The sequence below is a fragment of the Actinoplanes sp. NPDC051411 genome, from assembly GCF_040682075.1.
Taxonomy (GTDB): domain Bacteria; phylum Actinomycetota; class Actinomycetes; order Mycobacteriales; family Micromonosporaceae; genus Actinoplanes.
The window spans coordinates 147,608-166,567 of record NZ_JBFBAD010000008.1; the positions used below are offsets into that span (position 1 = coordinate 147,608).

Genomic DNA, 18,960 nt, shown 5'->3' on the forward strand with positions numbered 1-18,960 from the left:
TCATGCTCGAGGTAGTCGATCTGACCAAGCGGTACGGCGCCGTGCGCGCCCTGGACGGATTCACCCTCACCGTGGCCGCGGGTGAGGTCACGGGCCTGATCGGCCACAACGGCGCCGGCAAGTCGACCTTCGTCGACGTGGTGTGCGGGCTGGTCCGCCCCGACGCCGGCACGGTCACGATCGCCGGCCGCGGTGACCTCGGCGTGGCACCCCAGCAGATCGCGCTCTATCCGGCGGTGACCGCCCGCGAGCACCTGCGCCTGTTCGGCCGCCTGGCCGGCCTGCGCCGCCGCGCCCTCGCCTCGGCCATCGACGAGGTGATCGACTCGCTCGCCCTCGGCGACTTCCTGGATCGGCGGGCCGGCCTGCTCTCCGGCGGCCAGCAGCGCCGCGTCCAGGCCGCGACCGCCCTGCTCCACCGCCCCGGCCTGATCCTGATGGACGAGCCGACCGCCGGCGCCGACCCGCCGACCCGCCGCTCGCTCCTGGCCACCCTCCGCCGCCGGGCGCTCGACGGCGCGGCCGTCCTCTACACGACCCACTACCTGCCCGAACTGGTCGAGCTGGAGGCCACCCTGGCGGTGGCCCGCCGGGGCCGCGTCATCGCCCGCGGCTCGGCGGCCGACCTGCTCGGCGACCTGCCGGGCGAAGTCCGCCTCCGCGCCGCCGGCTGCGACGAGGTCCGCGTGCGCACCTGCGACCCGGCCGCGGCCCTGGTCACGCTGCTGGAGGCGACCCCGGGCCCGATCGAGGAGATCGACCTGCGCAAGCCGTCCCTCGACGACCTCTACCAGTCCCTGGCGGCCTGACATGAAGGCCTACCGCATCGCCACCCTGGCCCGCCACAACCTGCTCCTGCGCCGGCGCGACCCAGGCCAGCTCGTGAGCTACCTGATCATGCCGATGGTCCTGATGCCGGTCTTCAAGCCGATCTACGAACGAGCCATCCCCGGCGGCGCCACCCAGATCGCCACCGGCCTGCTCATCATGTTCTCGGTCCTCGCCCTCAGCATCGTCGGCAACTCCACCCTGACCGAACGCTCGTGGCACACCTGGGACCGCCTCCGCTCCACCCCGGCCACCACCCCCGAGCTGCTGCTGGGCAAGGCCCTCCCGGTCTACGCGGTGCTCCTGTTCCAGCAGTTCACCCTGCTGTTCTTCGCCGCCGCGGTGATCGGCGTCCACCCGGCGGGCCCGCTCTGGCTGCTCGCCGTCTCGGTGGCGGTGTGGGGCGCCGTCCTGCTGGCGGTCGGCACCGCCCTGGCCACCGTGGTCCGCAGCCACGGCGAACTCTCCGTCCTCAGCGACCTCGGCGCCCTGCTGGTCACGACCCTGGGCGGCGCGCTGGTCCCGCTCTCCCTGTTCCCGGCCTGGCTCCGCCCGCTGGCCCCGCTCTCCCCGGGCTACTGGGGTCTGAAAATGCTCCGGTCCGCCCTCCGCGGCGACCTCACCGCCACCCTGCTCCCAGCAGCGGTCCTGCTCGCGATCGGCCTCGCCGCAGCCCTGCTGGCCGGCTGGCGCCTGTCCCGCGGCTGGGGCCGCGCCACCCTGCTTTAGCCCCCGCCCCCGCTAGATCGTTGACCGGAAATTGTGTGCTGGTGGTGGTGTCAGTGGTCGTAGGCGATCAGTGATCGTTTGATCGGTGCGCCGATGGTCCAGGTGTGCCAGATCATGGTGTTGAGGGCGAGGAGGCGTTGCAGGACTCGGGTCCAGAGGCTGGTGGGTACGCGGGCGTTGTGGTGTTCGAGGCCGAGCTGGTTTTTCAGGGTCCAGATGATCGCTTCGGTGCGTTGATGTAGCCAGTTCGGGAACGGGCGTGGGGTTTTCTCGTCCCGGCGGGCGGGGCGGAGCAGGGTGGGGTCCAGGTCGGCGAAGAAGTCCTCGACGTCGGCGCCGGAAAGGCCTTTGTCGGTGACGATCACGCTGTCGGGGCAGGGCCGGTTGACCGGCCGGTGGGTCAGGGTCTGGCGGGTCTGTTCGCGTTCGCCGGCCAGTTTCGGGTTGGCCAGACTGAACCCGGTGACCGTGCCGTCCGGGGTCGTGATCAGCAGTAGTTTGGCGCCCCGGTACCAGCGGGAGTGGGCTGATTCGTAGCCGTCGCCGGCCTAACCGAACAGGTCCGAGCGCTGCGTGGTGGTCTTCGACTGCCCGCACCCGATCGGGGTGGCGTCCATCAGCCGCAGCGTTTCGGCGCTGCCCGGCGTCACGGCGGCGAGCCAGCGCAGGGCCGCTTCCAGCAGTGACGCGGTGTTTCAGAGCCGCTGGTTGTACTCACTCTGGCGCAGCAGCCGCGGGAACAGGTGTCCGACCCGGGCTGGGGGCGGCGCGGAGCCAGTGGTGCTCGTCGTTGTAGCGCAGCAGGACCTGTGCCACGGCCAGGCACAGCAGTTCCGCGTCCGTGACCAGTGGTGGGCGGCCGGGACCACGACGGGCCCGTGCCGGGCGTGAGGCCGCGATGATCCGGTCGTCGAGTTCCACGTACAGTGCGATCAGAAGAGTGTCCAGGTCGGCGTCCAACACGGCTTCCTTGTGAGGTCTGATGTTCGGGTAAGCAACGCCGATCATGGACACTCTTCGTCTTCACGTCACGAACCGGGCCGTACGTGTCGCCAACAGCACCGAATTGCCGGTCAACGATTTAGTGCCCCGGGGGCGTCAGCCGCGAACACCTTCGTCACCCTCAGGTCGATCCGGGCGAAGCGGCCGGACGCCGTCCGATCCGACCTGCACCAATGCCAATGCCAACGCCCGCCACCCCACGTCCCGGCCGCCCAACGCCGCGGACGCGAACGGATCCGCACATTCCAGCGGACTATCCGTCCGGGCCGACCGTCGACGGCCTTGTTCCGCCGCCGGCAGCGCAACGGCACCTGGAACACCGTCCTGGCCCAGCCGAGCGGCTGGCCGGGGCCCGTCACGCTGATCGGCCGCGCTGCCGTTCGTGCTCGGGTTTCAGCGGCGTGAGCTGGATCTGCTTCGCGAGTGCGTAGGCCGCGCGCCGGTCGTCCTCGTCGGCGACGAACACCCGGCCGACGAGCAGGGCGGCGCGGTGCGGCACCTCGATCCGGGTCATGCCCTCCGGCGTGTCGCCGGTCCACTCCGGTTCGCAGAGGAGGAAATCGCCGGTGGCCGTTCCGGTGGTCCGTTTGCCGACGTAGGCGAAGTTGGCGCCGCTGGCCCGGTCGGTGAACTGCACGCTGTAATAACGGCCGTTCATCTCGGGCACGTGCAGCACCCGCGGCCCGGCCTTCACGTCCAGCCAGCCGCCGAGGTAGAGGAGGTTATCGGTGCCGGTCGCGATGACGCTGCTGGTCGACGCCGCCTCCGAGGGGCTGTCCGGCACGGCGTAAAGCGTGTTCACCGGGATCGGGCCGCCGCCCAGCCCGTGATGGACGAATATGCGCCGGAAGCCGTTGACCGTGATCCACGGCCAGAAGTAGATGAAGGCGAACGTTCCGAGCACCCATACGATCACCGCCGTGGTGGCGAGCGGGATGACGCCCCGGCCGGCGATCCGGGTGTAGACGACCCACGCGAAGACCGCCAGGATGACGACCGTGACCGGCCGGCCGTGTTTCAGGATCAGGCGGTTCATGACCGCACCTCGACCACGGGCGGAACCTCGTAGTCGGCGTCCGCGACGGGCAGATAGGCCCGGAGCATGAGCTTGAAGCGACCCGGCGGCGTCGCCAGCCAGTTCGGTGCCGCGCCGGGCGGTTGCCGCGACTGCAGCAGTACGTCGACCGAGCCGTCGGCGTTCTTCACCAGACCGGAGTGGTCGTCCACGCTCGACCGGCCCGTCGGGCCGGTGACCAGGTAGCCGACGGTGTCCGTTGCGGTGAGCGACCAGAAGGCGTCGCCGGGTGGAAGCTGACCGGCCGGGAAGTGAAGACGGTAGGCGTGCTCGCCACTGAGCCGCTTTCCCGATCCATCTCTGGTCGCGGTCCAGTAGGCGGCTTCTTCGAACACGTTGACGACCGGCAGGGCCTTCTGCAGCGCGGCCCGCACCAGCACTCCGTTTCCGGGCTGACCGACCCTGCGGATCGCGCTCCAGCCGTGGACGGTCGTCGTCTCGGCTCTCGCCACGGCATCCAGGATCAGGACCGTCGTCAGGTACGCGAAGGTGGCACCGATGATCAGGCCTTGCACGGCGCCGGAACCCGCCACCCAGGCGAGGACGCCGCTCACGTTGAGACTCATGCCCATCTTCATAGCATGATTGTTCTATCTGAACTAGAATAACTATATGTTCGTGCTGATCGACCCGACGGCGACGACTCCCGTGTTCGCCCAGATCGAAGCGTCGATCGCCACCCAGATCGCGACCGGGACGATCGCGACCGGCGCGCGCCTGCCGGCGGCGAGGGACCTGGCGGATTCCCTCGGGGTGAACGTCCACACGGTCCTGCGCGCCTATCAGGCACTCCGCGACCAGGGCCAGATCGAACTGCGCCGGGGCCGCGGCGCCGTCGTCGTCGGCGCGCCGACCGCCGACCGGGTCCGCGAGGCGGTCGCACGGGCCGCCGCGGAGGCCAAGAGCGCGGGAATCCCGATCGGCACCCTGCTGGCCCTCGTCCGAGAGGAATACGAATCATGACCGGTCGCATCGTCGACCACGCCACCGCCCGGCGGGCCGCGCTCGTCGCCGCGATCTGGGCACCGCTGGCGATCGTCGTCGCCTCCGAAGCGGTGATCATCGGCGTGGGCGCCACGGGCAGCCCGCGGCTCATCGTCCACTGGGGCGCCGGTTCCGACCGGACCGGGCCGTGGTGGACGTACGCGGTCCTCGTCGCCGCGATCGGGTTCCCGGTCATCGCGTTCATCGGCTTCTTCATCGCCCGCGCGACGCGGATGGCGGGGACGAACGCCTGGATGCCGGCCATCGCGATGGGGGTCACCGTCTTCCACGCCGTCGGCATGGGCGTCGGCTCGGTGGTGCTCAACGACTCGCGGCTCGCTCCGGCCCTGCCGCTCGGCGGCGGCGTCCTCCTCGCGGTCGCCGCCGCGCTCCTCACCTGGTGGCTGCTGCCACGCGAGGCGTCGGCGAGCCAGGGTGTCGAGGCCGCCGACATGCTGCCGATCCGGCCGGGCGAGGTGGCGGGATGGACCGGGAAGGTCGACCTGCCCGCCTGGTTCGTCTCCCTCATCGCCGCCGTGGCCGCGGCGCTCATCGTGTTCGGCGTGTTCCTGCTTCTCACCGTCGGCGGGAAGATCTGGCCGATCTTCCTCTCGCCGGTGCTCCTGCTCGTGGTGCTCCTGGCCACGGCGCAGTTCGTCGTCACCGCGGGACCGCGCGGATTCATCGTCCGATCGGCGCTCGGCTGGCCGCGGCTCAGCGTCCCGGCCGGGTCCCTCGCGAAAGCGGGAGTCGTCCAGGTCGATCCCATGGCCGACTTCGGCGGCTGGGGAATCCGATGGGTGATCGGCCCGAGCCATCGGGGCCGGTGGGGCATCGTCACCCACCGCGGGGCGGGTCTCGAGGTCGTACGCCGCGACGGCCGCTCGATCGTCGTCACGGTCGACGACGCCGGCACGGCGGCCGCGGTCCTCGAGACCTACGTCACGAAGCGAACGTGACGATCGCCGCCACGGAGGGGTCGTAGCTGTCGGTGGTGTCGACGGTGAGGGTCGGGACCTCCAGGGTGATCGGGATCCAGGCGTCAGCCGCGACCGGATTGCCCTGGTGGGCGGCCCGGCCGGCGGCGGCCCGGGCCGCGATCCGGGCCCCGGCGGTCACCGTGGTGACCTGGCAGCGGATCACCCGGGCCGGAACACGGGGGAGCAGCGGCGCCAGAATCGGGCGCCACAGGTGATCCTGGAAGGCGGCCTCGGCGACCACGGTGACGCCGGCCAGGGCCAGAGTCGTCACGGTGTCGGTGAAGACCCGGTAGGTGTGGCGCATGTCGGGGTCGGGGGTGCCGGCGTGGACGACGCCCTCGCGGATCTCGTCCCGGCTGATCAGCGGGCAGCCCAGCGACTGGGACAGCAGGCCGGCCAGGGTGCTCTTGCCGGAGCCGGGCGGGCCGCTGACGACGATCAGGGTCACGAGGCCAGCACGATTCGCAACTGGGTGTGGAAGGTGATCGGCGCGCCCATCGCTTCCGCCACTTCGGCGATCGCGGCCGGGCGGCCGGCGGCCGGAATGTGCTGGACCAATTGCCGGCCGGCGTGCGATCCGACCCAGTCGAAGAGTTGTCCGGCGTCGCGGAAGCTGGTGTCGACGGTCACGTCGCGTACGGAAATCGTCGCAAAGCCCGCCTCCCGCAAGGCTGCCGTCACCGATGAGGCGGTTTGGAAAAGGTCGTCGTTGCGGCGCGGCGGCGGCGCGCCTTCGGCGTGCCGCGCCAAAATCTTCAAAGCCTCGGGATATCGCGGGTCATGCTCCGCGAAACTGGTGAAAGCCAGGCGGCCCCCGGGCCTCAGAAGCTTCCGGTACGCGGTGAGCGCGGCTTTCGGATCGGCCAGGAAGAACAGCACGAGTCCCGCCGTGACGGCGTCGAACGTGCCGTCGGGAAAGTCCGGCGCCTGTGCGTCGCCGAGCCGCACCGATACCCAGGGAATGGGCGCCGCCTGGGCTGCCGTGCGCGACACCATTCCGGGCGCCAGATCGATGCCCGTCACCGCTCCGGTCGGTCCGACCGCGGCCGCCGCCGGAAAGAGAACCGCGCCTCGCCCGCAGCCGACATCGAGCACCGTTTCGCCGGGCTTCAAGAGGGCCGCCTCGACCAGCGCGGCTCCCATCGGCGTGAAGAAATCGACTCCGACGCTGTCATAGCTGCCGGAAGCCTGGTCGAAGACGTCCACAATCGACTCGCTCATTGGATCAGCATCTCCCATCAGCCCGCCGTCCCCGTCAGCCCAGCATCTCAACCGGCCGGATCTCCGGATAGGTCGGCGCGGTCCACGGGCTGCCGCGGGCCGCCGAGTCGGCGAAGGCGCCCAGATATCCGCTGGTGATGGTCAGCACGCGCCGGCCGTCGAGGCCGCCCAGCGGGAGCAGCAGCCGCAGGGGAGCGGCCAGGTAATACGCCGCATAGTCGGTGAAGTCGAAGTGCCGGGCGTCGGGAATCGTATAGGCGTGCGACGATCCCTTGCTGGCGTGGAAGAGCAGCCGGGTCGACGGGTCGGTGGCCGCTCCGTCATTTCCCGAACTGAGCAGCAGCAGAGGTTTGCGGAGCCCACTGGCGACGACGGGCCCATAGGGCGTGCCGTCGAGATCGGCCGCCCCGGCGCAGGAGGCGTCCTGGCGGCAGGCTTCGAGGGAGGCCGCCCCGCCGAACGAGTGTCCGATATAGAGAATGTGCCGGGCGTCCACATGATCTTGATAGGCGGCGGCGACCTGTCGCGCGGCGAAAAGCGCGTCGCCGGCCCACACTTCGACCAACTTATCGGCTTTGTCGGCGGTGAGCGTGGACGGATCGCCATCCGCCGAAGCGGTGACCAGATGGCCGTCGAGCACGGTCACATTGGCGCTGTAGGTGGGAGTGACGCCCGCGACGACATATCCGCGGGCGGCCAGCGAGGCGGCGATCGTCGCGTATTGCGGAGCCGAGAACCCCATTCCCGGCAGCAGCACGACGACCGGGAAGACGCCGTCCGCGATGGGCGCCTCGAGCAGGGTGCCGGTCTTGATGCGCCCGAAGGCGGTCTGCCCGATTCCGAACTTGTGCAGATGCGACCAGTCGCCCGGCGCATAAGGGGCGGCGGCGCTGCCGGAAACACCGGTCTTGACCGGGTACCACAGCCACACCGACAACGGCCGGGAATCGCGGGACAGATCGCGCCACTCCGACACCGTCCGCCCGACGGCGAACGGCCCGCTCGGCGCCAGGCTCACCGGCCGTTGCGACCGCACGGCGCTGTAGCCGGCATAACCGCCGCCCAGGGCGATCAACACGGCCAGAATCAGGGCCAGGGCCCGCCGGATCCGCACGCCCTCATTGTGGGCTCACGCGTTCGCCGGTGCCAGGTCCGCCTCGAGTTCGGCCGAGACCCGGTGGCTCGTCCCGCGCGCCCAGCGTCCGGTCGTGACCAGGCCGAACACCAGCACCGCCACCCCCAGCCCGACCATGATCCACCAGCCGACGTGGGTGGCCGCGGCCAGCGCGGGACCGCTCGACGCGGTCGTCGCGCCGGCCACCGAGGCTCCGATCACCGCGATGCCGAGCGTTCCGCCGACCTGCCGGCTGGTCGACGCGATCGCCGCCGCCACCCCGGCCTGGGCCCGCGGCATGCCGGAGACCGCGGCGTTGGTGATCGGCGGGTTGACCAGGGCGAACCCGCTTCCGAACACCAGGTAGGCGATCATCAGCCGCCAGAACGGGGTCGCCGGGTCGATGCCGGTCAGCAGCAGGGCGCCGGCGGTGAAGCCGATGCCGGCCAGGAGGAGCGGCAGCCGCGGCCCCTTCGCCGCGAGCAGTCGTCCCGAGAGCGGCGAGACCAGCGCCATCATCGCGGCGGCGGGCAGCGTGTAGAGGCCGGCGTGCAGCGGCGACAGCCCACGGCCCTCCTGCAGATAGAGCGCGGTCAGGAACAGGTAGCCGGCCAGCGCCCCGAACGCGCACACCGCGATCAACGTGGCCCCGCTGAACGGCACGCTCCGGAAGAACCGCAGCTCGAGCAGGGGCTCCGGCCGCCGCGACTCCCAGATCAGCAGCGTCGTCAGCGCGAGCACGCCGAGCACGAAGCAGCCGATGATCTCGAACGACCCCCAGCCCCGCTCCGGTCCCTCGATGATCCCGAACGTCACCGACGCCAAGGTCAGGAGAACCAGGATCTGGCCGACCGGGTCGATGCGCCGCGGGTGCGGCGCCCGGCTTTCCGGTACGAACCTGGCCGCCAGCAGAAACGCGGCGATGCCGACCGGCACGTTGATCCAGAAGATCGAGCGCCAGCCGAGCGAGTCGACCAGTACGCCGCCGACCAGCGGGCCGAGCGCCATGCTGAAGCCGACCACCGCACCCCACACGCCGATCGCCCGCGCCCGTTCCCGGGGCTCGGTGAAGGTGTTCGTGATGATCGACATCGCGACGGGGTTGAGCATCGAGCCGCCGATCGCCTGCAGCATCCGGAACGCGATCAGCCAGCCGAGGCTGGGCGCCAGGCTGCACAGCAGCGAGCCGACGCTGAACAGCGCCAGACCGGTCTGGAAGGTGCGCCGCCGCCCGACCCGGTCGGCGGTCGATCCGGAGAGCACGAGCAGGCTGGCCAGCACCAGCGTGTACGCGTCGATGGTCCACTGGAGCCCGGACACCGAGGCGTGCAGGTCGGTCCGGAGCGACGGCAGCGCGATGTTGACGATCGTGTTGTCGAGACTCACGATCAGCAGGCTCATGCAGCAGATGGCCAGGATCAGGTAGCGATGGCGCATGAATTAGTTATAACACTATAACTATTGTATAGTGCAGCTTCCAGGTGGGTAGCGATCGTCACATGGACGCCGTACGCACCAACGTTCCCGCCCGGCTGGACCGCCTGCCCTGGTCCCGCTGGCACTGGATGATCGTCATCGGGCTGGGCACCGTCTGGATCCTCGACGGCCTCGAGGTCACCATCGTCGGCAACCTCTCCGGCCGGCTGGCCGAGAAGGGCAGCGGGCTGCCGATCACCCAGTCCCAGATCACCGGCTTCGGCGCCGCCACGTACGTGCTCGGCGCGTGCGTCGGTGCCCTGTTCTTCGGCTGGCTGACCGACCGGTTCGGCCGCAAGAAACTGTTCATGCTGACCCTCGGCGTCTACCTGCTCGGCACCGCGATGACCGCGCTGTCGTTCCACGCCTGGTGGTTCTTCCTGTTCCGCTTCGTCACCGGCGCCGGCATCGGCGGCGAGTACGCGGCGATCAACTCGGCGATCGACGAGCTGATCCCGGCCCGGCACCGCGGCCGCATCGACATCGTGATCAACGGGACGTACTGGGCGGGTGCCGCGTTCGGGGCGCTGCTGACCGTTCCGATCCTCACCCAGCTGCCCGTGTCGTGGGGCTGGCGGCTCGCGTTCGGCCTCGGCGTCGTGCTCGGCCTGGTGATCCTGCTGGTACGCCGGCACGTGCCCGAGTCGCCGCGCTGGCTGTTCATCCACGGCCGCGGCGACGAGGCCGAATCGCTGGTCTCCGGCGTCGAGCGCACGGTCACCGAGGAAGATCACGTCGAGCTCGAGCCGGCCGAGAAGTACATCGAGATCCACCAGCGCAAGTCGATCGGCTTCGCCAGGATCGCCGGCACCCTGATCCGCGACTACCCCAAGCGGGCCGGCCTGGGCCTCGCCCTGTTCATCGGCCAGGCGTTCCTCTACAACGCCATCACCTTCGGGTACGCCCAGATCCTCCAGACGTTCTTCAAGGTCCCGCCCGGCAGCACCGGCTACTACTTCGCGGTGATCGCGGTCGGGAACCTCGCCGGCCCGCTCCTGCTGGCCCACCTCTTCGATTCCCTGGGCCGCAAGTTCATGATCACCGCGACCTACGTCGGATCGGGCGTACTCCTGCTGGTCACGGCCTGGCTCTTCCACGCCGGAGCGCTCAACGCGGTCACGATGACGGTCTGCTGGTGCGTGGTGCTGTTCTTCGCCTCGGCCGGGGCGAGCTCGGCCTACCTGACCGTCTCCGAGATCTTCCCGATGGAGACCCGGGCGCTGGCCATCGCCTTCTTCTACGCGGTCGGCACCGCGGCCGGCGGCATCACCGGCCCGCTGCTCTTCGCCCACCTGGTCGGCACCGGCAAGGTCGGCGACACCGTGGTCGCGTTCGTCATCGGCGCCATCCTGATGATCGTCGCGGGCCTGGTCGAGCTGGTCCTGGGCGTACGCGCCGAGCGCAAGAGTCTCGAAGACCTGGCAACCCCGCTCTCGGCCGCGTCCCCATCGACGGCCTGACGGTTGCTCTATGTGGCAACTGGGTAAGGCGCAGCCACGTCTGATTTGGAGGATGTCAAAATGGTCGATCCCGGGACCACCCCCGTTCCCGCCGGTGTGGGGAGAGGCGCCCGCATCTGCACCATCGTTGCCTTCGCCTTCGCGGTGATCGCGGTCTTCTTCATCCCGATCCTGTTCGGCCTCATCGCGGTCATCCTCGGCGTGATCGCCGCCACCCAGGGCGACAAGCCCCTGGGCTGGTACGCCGCCGGCGCCGGCGCGGCGGGCGCCATCATCGGCATGATCCTCGGCGCGATCGTCTACAGCGCCGCCAACTGACCCACCTCCTCGGTGGTGCCGGGCCGGCCCGACGCCCTCAGCGACCCGGGCCGGCCCGTCGAGGTCTTTCAGCCGCTCAGCCCTCGGCCGGCCACCAGGCTCCCACGCCGACGCGGCACCGCTCGGCTTGGCGGAGCCGCGAGTTCGGCCGGGGTTCACCTGATGGCCCCGAGCGGCAAGATGGTGGCGCGACCCGCCCGATAGGCTGCGCGCGACGGCGCGCAGTAAGGGGCACGATGATCGGCTGGCCGACCGCACCGGTGATCTACGAGATCGACACCCGTCCCTGGCTGACCGCGATCGGCGACCGGGTCGGGCAGGCGGTCACGCTCACCGACGTACCGGCCGCGGTCTGGGACGACCTCGCCCGCCCGGGGATCGACGCGGTCTGGCTGATGGGTGTGTGGGAGCGCAGTCCCGCCGGTCTCGCCGTGGCCCGCCACGACGAAAACCTTCAAAAAGCCATCCATCGGGCCTTGCCCGACGTCCGCCGCGAGGACGTCAGTGGTTCCCCTTATTCCGTACGCCGCTACGAGCCCGACGGCCGCCTGGGAGGCCGCACCGGTCTCGCCGTGGCCCGGTCCGAGCTGGCGCGCCGCGGTCTCAAGCTGATCCTCGACTACGTGCCGAACCACGTCGCCCCCGACCACCCGGCGATCCACCGGTACCCGTCGTGGTTCGTCACCGGCACCGAGGACGAAATGGCTCGTGACCCCGCCGGCTGGTTCCGCGCCGGCGCCCACATCGTGGCCCGCGGCCGCGACCCGTACCTGCCGCCCTGGCCCGACGTCGCCCAGCTGAACGCCTTCGACCCCGGCCTGCGGGCGGCCGCCGCCGAGACGATGATCGCGATCGCCGACCAGTGCGACGGCATGCGCGTCGACATGGCGATGCTGGTCACCAACGAGATCTTCGCCCAGACCTGGGGCGACCGGGCCGGCCCGGCACCCGACTCCGAGTTCTGGCCCGAGACGATCGACCGGCTGCGCAAGGAGCATCCGCAGACGGTCCTGATCGCCGAGGCGTACTGGGACACCGAGTGGGCGCTCCAGCAGCAGGGCTTCGACTTCTGCTACGACAAGCGCCTCTACGACCGCCTGGCCCACGAGACCGCGGCGACCGTACGCGTCCACCTCTCCGGCGACCAGGAGTTCCAGCGGCGCCTGATCCGCTTCACCGAGAACCACGACGAGCCCCGCGCGGCGACGGCGATGCCGGGCGGCCGCGACCGCGCGGCGGCGGTCGCCGCGGCGACGCTGCCGGGGGCGACGCTCTGGCACGACGGCCAGTTCGAGGGCCGCCGCGTCCAGCTGCCGGTCTTCCTCAACCGAGCCCCGGCCGAGCCGGTCGACGACGCCCGGCTGACCTTCTACCACCGGCTGGTCGAGGTCGCGGCTGGCCTGCGCCGCGGCGAGTGGCGCCTACTCGACACGCACGGCTGGCCCGGCAACGACACCGGCGAGTCGGTGCTCGCCTGGGCCTGGCACGACGGCCGCCCCCACCACATCGTGGTCGTCAACCTGTCGGCCGAGCCGGCCCAGGCCCGCATCCCCCTGCCCTGGGACGAGCTGCGCGGCCGCGGCTGGCGCCTGGTCGACCTGCTCGACGGCCGCGCCTTCGAACGCGGCGGCGAAGACCTGGCCGGCCCCGGCCTCTACGTCGACCTCCCACCGTGGGGCGCCCACCTCCTGGCCGTCACCACTACGCGGCGTTCCTAACGCGTGTTTCAGAGGCCTCCGGTAGATGGTTCTGCGACCGAGCAAGAACTTGGTACCGGAGACCTCGTGGCCGCCTCAGCGGTGACGAGGCGGCATGCCCTTAGTCCTGCGCCGCATCCGGGTCAGCCGGCTCGGCGTCGGCCGCGCCCGATCACGTCCGGTGCTCGTGCCGGCCGACCGCCGACATCTGTGCTCATGCGGGATCAAGGCCTGCATCCCCGGCAAAAGCGGCCAGGACGCCCACCGCAAGGCCAAAGGCCTGCCGCAGCAGGCGTCCGCCGAAGTTCGACCCGCCGCCCTCCCGGCTCCGCCACGCCGTTGAGAACAACATCGCTCGACTCAAACGGCACCGCGGTGTTGCCACCCGCTACGACTGTGAGGATGATCGAGTGCCACCCGGGGGTTGAGTCTGACCCGCGCTACGACGGGCCTTGGGTGGCTTGAATTTGATCTGTCGATTCGGGCCTCGGGCGGTGCTTGCTGCCGCCGGACCGGCGGGACGGGTCCCGATAAGGGCCTTGCCGCTTACAAGGCGCCATCACAGTCCTGACCGCTCTTCGCCGGCCCGGCGACGGCCCATCCGTTCCCGAGCCGTCAGCAGCCGAACAACCGTGCCCAGCATGTCCCACCCGTCGCCGCCCGAGCAGCACGACACCTCCGATGAGGTGATCCCCGGCGTTGACACCCACAAGGACACTCGACATCTGCTGTCTGCAGGGCTGACAGTGGTCGAGGTCAGCCAGCCCGACCAGGCCAACCGTCGCCGACGCGGCAAAACCGACGCGATCGACGCGCAGGCCGCAGGCCGAGCGGTTCTGTCCGGGCGAGCCACCGCCATCGCGAAGACCAGCGACGGCCATGTCGGATCCGCCTGTTCAAGCTGGCCAGAACCTCCGCTGTCAAAGCCCGGACCCGGGCGATCAACCAGCTCAAAGCCGTCCTCGTCGGCGTCGACCCGAACCCGCGTGAGTCGAGGACCGGACTCAGCCTGCCCAAGCTGGTTCGCCCGTGCGCCGACCTCGACCCGGACACCACCGACGATCCCACGTCGGCTGCGGCATACACCCTGCGTCTGCTGGCTCGCCGGTTCATCGGACTCACTCGCGAGGTCGACGAGCTGAACCGCCGCATCTTCAACGCCGTGCCCGCTCACACGCCCGAGCTCCTGCAACGACCCGGCGTCGGGCCCGACACCGCGGCAGCTCTTCTCCTGGCCGCCGGCGACAACCCACGACGACTCAGCAGTGAGGCATCTTTCGCCGCGTTGTGCGCAGTCAGCCCTACCGAGATGTCGTCTAGTCCGCTCGCCGAAATACCGCGTTTCCCACTACGAACGTCATCGCGACCCGGGTCTCTCCGATCTCCTCGGGCGGCCCGGCGAACGGGTTCCGGTCGAGCACCGCGAGGTCCGCCCGGAAACCCGGCTCGATGCGCCCGGTGTCGTCGAGGTGGTTCACGAATGCCGACCCGGCCGTGTAGGCCTCGAGTGCCACCGCGAGCGACAACCTCTGCTCGGGAAGGAACGGTTCGCGGCCCGTTCCGATCAGCACCCGGTTGACCGCCACGTGGATGCCCTGGAGCGGGTCGGGGCTGCTCACCGGCCAGTCGCTGCCGGCCGCCAGCCGCGCCCCGGCCTGGTGCAGATCGCCGAACGGATATTGCCACCGGCCCAGATCCTCATCGAGGAACGGCAATGTCAGATCGTCCATCTGCGGCTCGTGCGTGGCCCACAGCGCCTGGATGTTGGCTGCCGCCCCGAGCGCGGCAAAGCGCGGCACGTCATCCGGATGCACCACCTGCAGATGCGCCAGATGCGGCCGCGTATCGCTGGCACCGTTTTCCCGCCGTGCCCGTTCGACCGCGTTCAGCGCGTCCCGCACCGCGCGGTCACCGAGCGCGTGGAAATGCGGCTGGAATCCCTGCCGGTCAAGCTCGGCCACATATTCCGGCAACTTGGCCGGGTCGATGAACGACAGACCCGAATTCGCGGTCGCGTGCCCGCACGAATCCCGGTACGGCGCGGTCATCGCCGCCGTGAAATTCTCCGCGATCCCGTCCAGCATCAGCTTCACCGAGCCGCAGCGCAGCCGCCCGATCGTCATCGACTCGCGCTTGGCGACCAAGTCCGGAATCTGCTCGGCGCCCCGGTCACGATCCCACCACAGGGCCCCGACGACGGTCGCGCTGAGCGCGCCGGTGCGCGCCATTTCGAGGTACGCGTCGGAGACGTCGGCATAACCGTTGGTCGCACAGAGCATCGCGTCCTGCCAGGCCGTGATGCCGAGCGAATGCAACAGTTCCTGTGCCCGTGTCAACCCGCTCAGCCGTACGGCCGCGGTGACCGGCGGGATGACCGCGGCGACCAGGCTCATCGCGCCTTCCTGCAGGCCGCCGACCGGTTCGCCGTCGGCGTCGCGGTCGATTCTCCCGTCGGCCGGATCGGGCGTCGACGCGGTGACGCCCGCCAATTCCAGTGCGCGGCTGTTCGCCCAGCCGGCGTGATGGTCGCGGTTCATCAGATAGGCCGGCCGGTCCGGCACCAGTTCGTCGAGAATGCGGCGGCTCGGCACCCCGTTCTCGAAGCTCTCCATCGACCAGCCGCCGCCGGTGATCCATTCCGCGTCCGGATGGGCATCGGCGTACGCCCGGATTCGCCGCCGGTATTCGTCCAGGTCGACGGTTCCGGTCAGGTCGCACTGCCCGAGCTCGACCCCGCCCATCACCGCGTGGATGTGCGCGTCCTGGAACCCCGGGATCAGCAGGCGCCCGGCCAGATCGATGCGCTCGGTCGCGGGCCCGGCCAGGTCGGCGAGGTCGGGCCCCACGGCCACGACGCGGCCGCCGCGCACGGCGACCTGCGTCTCGGTGGTCCCGCTCCCGGTGAACACCGGGCCGTTGGTGAAAAGCTTCTCCGCGTACGCCGTAGCCATGTCACGCCTCGACCCTCAGGGAACCTTGTTCAGTCGTAATGGTGCAGCTCGGGCCACAGATCCTGCCATGTGCCGGGCAGCTGGCGGCAGACGTAGACGGAGGCGTCCGACTCCTCGTTCTCGATTCCGGCGCTGTTGCGCAGCCGGGGACCCGCCTCGCACGTCCCGAACCGTGCCCGCACCTGGGCCGGCTCGGCCTCGGAGACGACGATGGCCACGGTCTTGTCGTTGGGCGGCGGCCCGTAGTTCCACAGCTCGTTGTGCCCGCTGTACACCGCCGGCAGCCCGAGCGGCTTGCCGTACCGGTCGAGCGCACCCGCCTCGCCGTAGTTTCCCGTGAACAGCACCGCCTTCCGCTGGTCGTCGGGGGAGAGGCGGTCGTAGACGCCCTTGACCTGCCGGACGTAGTCCGGCCAGCCGATCTGGTCGGCGACGGTCGAGTTCGCGTCGGCGATGAAGCCGGCCCGGTCGGCCGGCAGCAGCGGCAGCGAGAACACCGCCGACACCGCGACGTTGACGACGACCGCGGCGATGATCAGAGCGCGTCTCGCCCGGCGGCCGCCCAGCCAGCGCTCGGTGGCGACGGCCCCGACCGCGAAGAGCCCGGCGACCAGCCCGAACGTGTAATAGGGCTGCCCGGCGCTCGCGAACACCAGCACGAGCAGAATCGGATATGCCACCGCGAACGCCCGGATCGGCCGGAGCTCGCGGTTTCTCAGCAGCGTCACGATGCCGGCCACCCACACCGGCACGAACGCCAGCCCGAGCAGGATCAGCTGGAACGGCACCAGCTGCACCCGGTCGTCGGGCCCCTTGGTGTCGGCGATCGCGGACGCCATGTGGGCCTGCGGGAAGTCGTTGAGAATCTGGTAGAGGAAGTTGGGCAGGCCGATCAGCACCGCCAGGCCCGCGCCGAGCCACGGCCAGGGGCTCAGCAGCGGCCGGCGCGGCCCCACGATCAGAAACCCGGTCACCAGGCTGATCAGCAGCAGAATCACCAGGTTCTTGTTGTAGAACCCGACCCCGGTCACCACCCCGGCGGCGATCCACGCGCGCGGCCGGTCATGCAGCAACGCCCGGGCGATGAAGATCAGCACCCCGACCCAGACCAGCAGATCGGCCGTGGCGGTCGTCTCGACGTGCCCGCCGACCAGCGCGAAGGTGCCCGTCGACCCGGCGGCCGCGAGCGCCTGCGCCGTCCGCCCGCCGCCCACCTCACGGGCGAGCAGCGCCAGCAGGACCGCGAACACCCCGATCATCAGCGCGAACGGCACCCGGATCGCCCACAGGGAATCGCCGAACACGAGGATGCTCAGCCGGTTGAGCAACGGCGTGAACGGAGGCTGATCGACGTAGCCCCACTGCGGGTGATGCCCGAGGATCCGGAAGTACATCTCGTCGCGGTGGTAGCCGTAACCGTTGGAAGTGGCCAGTAAAAGGACGGTGACCAGGCCCGCGATGAGCGTCACGGGTCGCCAGGCGAACGGGGGGCGGGCGATCATGCGTACAAAATAGAGCAAGATCGCTCTCCGTATGCCCCCGTTTCACGGCCAGTTCGGTGGGCGGTGCTCGATGAACGCCCGTACACCCTCCCGGCGGTCATCGGAGAAGACCGCCGCCCGCCAGGCGGCATCCTCGATCTCCAAGCCCGCCCGGAGATCCACGTCGATCCCCCGCCGAACCGCGTCCCGCGCGTTCCGCACCGCAACCGGCGAATTCGCCGCGATCCGCCCGGCGATCTCCCGGGCCACCTCGCCGTCGTCCCCCGCACCGACCAGCCGATCGACCAGCCCCAGCCGCGCCGCCTCCTCGGCCTCGACATGCCGCCCGGTGAGAATCAGATCCGCCGCGACCCCCACACCCACCCTCCGCGGCAACAGCTGGGTCCCACCCCCACCCGGCACAATTCCCCGCGTCACCTCGGGCAGCCCGACCACCGCGGTCCGGTCGGCCACAATCAGGTCGCAGCAGAGCGCCAGCTCAAAGCCGCCCCCGAGCGCAAACCCGTGCACCGCCGCCACCACGGGCACCGCCAGCCCTCGCACCGCCCCGAACGCCGCCCGGAACACCTCCCGCTGCTTCAGAAAGCCGGCGTCACTGAGCCCGTTCCGCTCCTTGAGGTCGGCCCCCACACAGAACGCCTCCGGCACCGCCGAACTCAGCACCACCGCCCGCGCCCCGCCGCCCTCGACCTCCCTGGCCGCCTCCGCTAGGAGCTCAGCCATCCGCGTAGAGAGCGCGTTCCGCGCCCCCACCCGGTTCAGCCGAATCTCCGCCATACGCCCGTGCCCCATCACTTGCACGTCGCTGTCGGTTCCGCCCATGCCCGTTCTCCCGTCCCACCTAGTCCCACATCCAGCATTCCTGAATCGCCAGCCGGCTCGTCGTCGGTCCTCTCCCGCCGCCCAGCCCGGTGAGACTTTCCGGCGCCGTTCAACCCGTTGCTGCCGCGTGGCTGTTTCGTGCCGTCACCCGTACCGGCTGTTCCGCCGCGCGGTCCCGTCTCCGGCCTGGGTGGGTACGGCGTTCTGCCGTCTTCCCCGTACGCGGGTGTTTCCTCTCCGCCTCCAGGGCTTCCCTCATCTCTCCTCTCCCCGTGTGGCTGGGGGTGTCCCGTCTTCCGTTCCTGAGGGTGTTCCGATCTCTCCCCGTGTGGCTGGGGGGTGTTCCGTCTCCCGTTCCTGAGGGTGTTCCGACGTCTCCCTCGAGTGGCTGGGGGGTGTTCCGTCTCCCGTTCCTCAGGGAGTTCCGACCTCTTCCTCGAGTGGCTGGGGTGTTCCGTCTGCCGGCCGAGGGTGCTGTGACTGCTTCCCTCAGTGGGTGGGCGTTCTGTCTCCCGCCCCGCAGGGGTGGGTTGCTCTGACCCCGGTCTTGGACCGGCGAGGGTGTTCCGTCCCCCGCCCTCAAATGGGTGGGGGCAGTGAAGCAGACGGGACTGACAGTTCTCGGAAGTTGTCCACAGTCTGCGGCGCCAGGCCCGGCCCGACCCCCGCCCCTCTTCTGGCCAGGCCCCGGCCCGCCCCCCGCCCCCCTTCTGGGCAGGCCCGGCCCGACCCCCGCCCTCTTCTGGCCAGGCCCGGCCCGACCCCCGCCCTCTTCTGGCCAGGCCCGGCCCGACCCCCGCC

Annotated in this window: 18 protein-coding genes and 2 pseudogenes; 9 read left to right on the top strand and 11 right to left on the bottom strand. The window is 70.4% G+C overall.

All coding sequences use genetic code 11. The annotated features are described in order from the left end of the window. Positions 1 to 2: 2 nt before the first annotated feature. Both AB0M88_RS06905 and AB0M88_RS06910 read left to right on the top strand, forming a co-directional pair. Complete coding sequence (locus AB0M88_RS06905; RefSeq protein WP_364096559.1) at positions 3 to 809, top strand: ABC transporter ATP-binding protein; 807 nt, start codon at positions 3 to 5, stop codon at positions 807 to 809. Between the two features lies 1 nt (position 810). Continuing rightward, positions 811 to 1,557: an ABC transporter permease gene (locus tag AB0M88_RS06910; protein WP_364096562.1), complete on the top strand. Its 747-nt coding sequence runs from the start codon at positions 811 to 813 to the stop codon at positions 1,555 to 1,557. Positions 1,558 to 1,607: 50 nt separating this feature from the next. Here AB0M88_RS06910 and AB0M88_RS06915 read toward each other — a convergent pair whose 3' ends face one another. From AB0M88_RS06915 to AB0M88_RS06930, 4 genes are all read right to left on the bottom strand, one after another. Next, complete coding sequence (locus AB0M88_RS06915) at positions 1,608 to 1,922, bottom strand: hypothetical protein (RefSeq protein WP_364096565.1); 315 nt, start codon at positions 1,920 to 1,922, stop codon at positions 1,608 to 1,610. A gap of 349 nt (positions 1,923 to 2,271) precedes the next feature. Further along, positions 2,272 to 2,565, bottom strand: coding sequence for a hypothetical protein (locus AB0M88_RS06920; RefSeq protein ID WP_364096568.1), 294 nt, complete (start codon positions 2,563 to 2,565; stop codon positions 2,272 to 2,274). 349 nt (positions 2,566 to 2,914) lie between these two features. Continuing rightward, complete coding sequence (locus AB0M88_RS06925; protein WP_364096571.1) at positions 2,915 to 3,595, bottom strand: DUF1254 domain-containing protein; 681 nt, start codon at positions 3,593 to 3,595, stop codon at positions 2,915 to 2,917. Next, entirely contained in the window at positions 3,592 to 4,200 is a 609-nt protein-coding gene (locus AB0M88_RS06930) for a DUF1214 domain-containing protein (protein WP_364096574.1), read from the bottom strand. Before AB0M88_RS06930 ends, AB0M88_RS06925 begins: the two co-directional genes overlap by 4 nt. Positions 4,201 to 4,246: 46 nt before the next feature. Between AB0M88_RS06930 and AB0M88_RS06935 the strand changes: the two genes are divergently transcribed. Then, a complete protein-coding gene (locus AB0M88_RS06935) occupies positions 4,247 to 4,597 on the top strand; it encodes a GntR family transcriptional regulator (RefSeq protein ID WP_364096576.1) in 351 nt (116 codons plus the stop codon). Then, a complete protein-coding gene (locus AB0M88_RS06940) occupies positions 4,594 to 5,577 on the top strand; it encodes a hypothetical protein (protein ID WP_364096579.1) in 984 nt (327 codons plus the stop codon). The genes AB0M88_RS06935 and AB0M88_RS06940 overlap by 4 nt, the downstream gene beginning before the upstream one ends. Here the strand turns inward: AB0M88_RS06940 and AB0M88_RS06945 are convergent. From AB0M88_RS06945 to AB0M88_RS06960, 4 genes are read right to left on the bottom strand one after another with little or no spacing between them, the layout of a single operon-like run. Then, positions 5,561 to 6,046: an AAA family ATPase gene (locus AB0M88_RS06945; protein WP_364096582.1), complete on the bottom strand. Its 486-nt coding sequence runs from the start codon at positions 6,044 to 6,046 to the stop codon at positions 5,561 to 5,563. The two genes, AB0M88_RS06940 and AB0M88_RS06945, sit on opposite strands and share 17 nt — an antisense overlap. Next, complete coding sequence (locus tag AB0M88_RS06950; RefSeq protein ID WP_364096585.1) at positions 6,043 to 6,819, bottom strand: methyltransferase domain-containing protein; 777 nt, start codon at positions 6,817 to 6,819, stop codon at positions 6,043 to 6,045. The genes AB0M88_RS06945 and AB0M88_RS06950 overlap by 4 nt, the downstream gene beginning before the upstream one ends. Positions 6,820 to 6,853: 34 nt before the next feature. Then, positions 6,854 to 7,933, bottom strand: coding sequence for a hypothetical protein (locus AB0M88_RS06955; protein WP_364096588.1), 1,080 nt, complete (start codon positions 7,931 to 7,933; stop codon positions 6,854 to 6,856). Between the two features lie 15 nt (positions 7,934 to 7,948). Further along, a complete protein-coding gene (locus AB0M88_RS06960) occupies positions 7,949 to 9,370 on the bottom strand; it encodes a DHA2 family efflux MFS transporter permease subunit (RefSeq protein ID WP_364096590.1) in 1,422 nt (473 codons plus the stop codon). Positions 9,371 to 9,414: 44 nt separating this feature from the next. Between AB0M88_RS06960 and AB0M88_RS06965 the strand changes: the two genes are divergently transcribed. The 5 genes and pseudogenes from AB0M88_RS06965 to AB0M88_RS06985 all read left to right on the top strand — a co-directional run. Then, positions 9,415 to 10,869: an MFS transporter gene (locus AB0M88_RS06965; RefSeq protein WP_364096593.1), complete on the top strand. Its 1,455-nt coding sequence runs from the start codon at positions 9,415 to 9,417 to the stop codon at positions 10,867 to 10,869. A 60-nt stretch (positions 10,870 to 10,929) separates the two neighbouring features. Then, entirely contained in the window at positions 10,930 to 11,187 is a 258-nt protein-coding gene (locus AB0M88_RS06970) for a hypothetical protein (RefSeq protein WP_364096596.1), read from the top strand. A 236-nt stretch (positions 11,188 to 11,423) separates the two neighbouring features. Next, positions 11,424 to 12,905, top strand: a complete 1,482-nt coding sequence (locus AB0M88_RS06975; RefSeq protein ID WP_364096599.1) for an alpha-amylase family glycosyl hydrolase — start codon at positions 11,424 to 11,426, stop codon at positions 12,903 to 12,905. Positions 12,906 to 13,008: 103 nt separating this feature from the next. Next, positions 13,009 to 13,312, top strand: a pseudogene (locus AB0M88_RS06980) (IS5/IS1182 family transposase); the annotation flags it as partial. A 734-nt stretch (positions 13,313 to 14,046) separates the two neighbouring features. Next, a pseudogene (locus AB0M88_RS06985) lies at positions 14,047 to 14,142 on the top strand (hypothetical protein); the annotation flags it as partial. 58 nt (positions 14,143 to 14,200) lie between these two features. Here the strand turns inward: AB0M88_RS06985 and AB0M88_RS06990 are convergent. The 3 genes from AB0M88_RS06990 to AB0M88_RS07000 are packed head-to-tail and all read right to left on the bottom strand — an operon-like array spanning position 14,201 to position 18,159. Continuing rightward, on the bottom strand, positions 14,201 to 15,835 hold the full coding sequence (locus AB0M88_RS06990) for an amidohydrolase (RefSeq protein WP_364096602.1): 1,635 nt from the start codon (positions 15,833 to 15,835) through the stop codon (positions 14,201 to 14,203). Between the two features lie 29 nt (positions 15,836 to 15,864). Next, a complete protein-coding gene (locus tag AB0M88_RS06995) occupies positions 15,865 to 17,337 on the bottom strand; it encodes a glycosyltransferase family 39 protein (protein ID WP_364096604.1) in 1,473 nt (490 codons plus the stop codon). A gap of 42 nt (positions 17,338 to 17,379) precedes the next feature. Then, positions 17,380 to 18,159 (bottom strand): enoyl-CoA hydratase-related protein, encoded by a 780-nt coding sequence (locus tag AB0M88_RS07000; protein ID WP_364096607.1) that lies wholly within the window; start codon positions 18,157 to 18,159, stop codon positions 17,380 to 17,382. Positions 18,160 to 18,960: the final 801 nt, after the last annotated feature.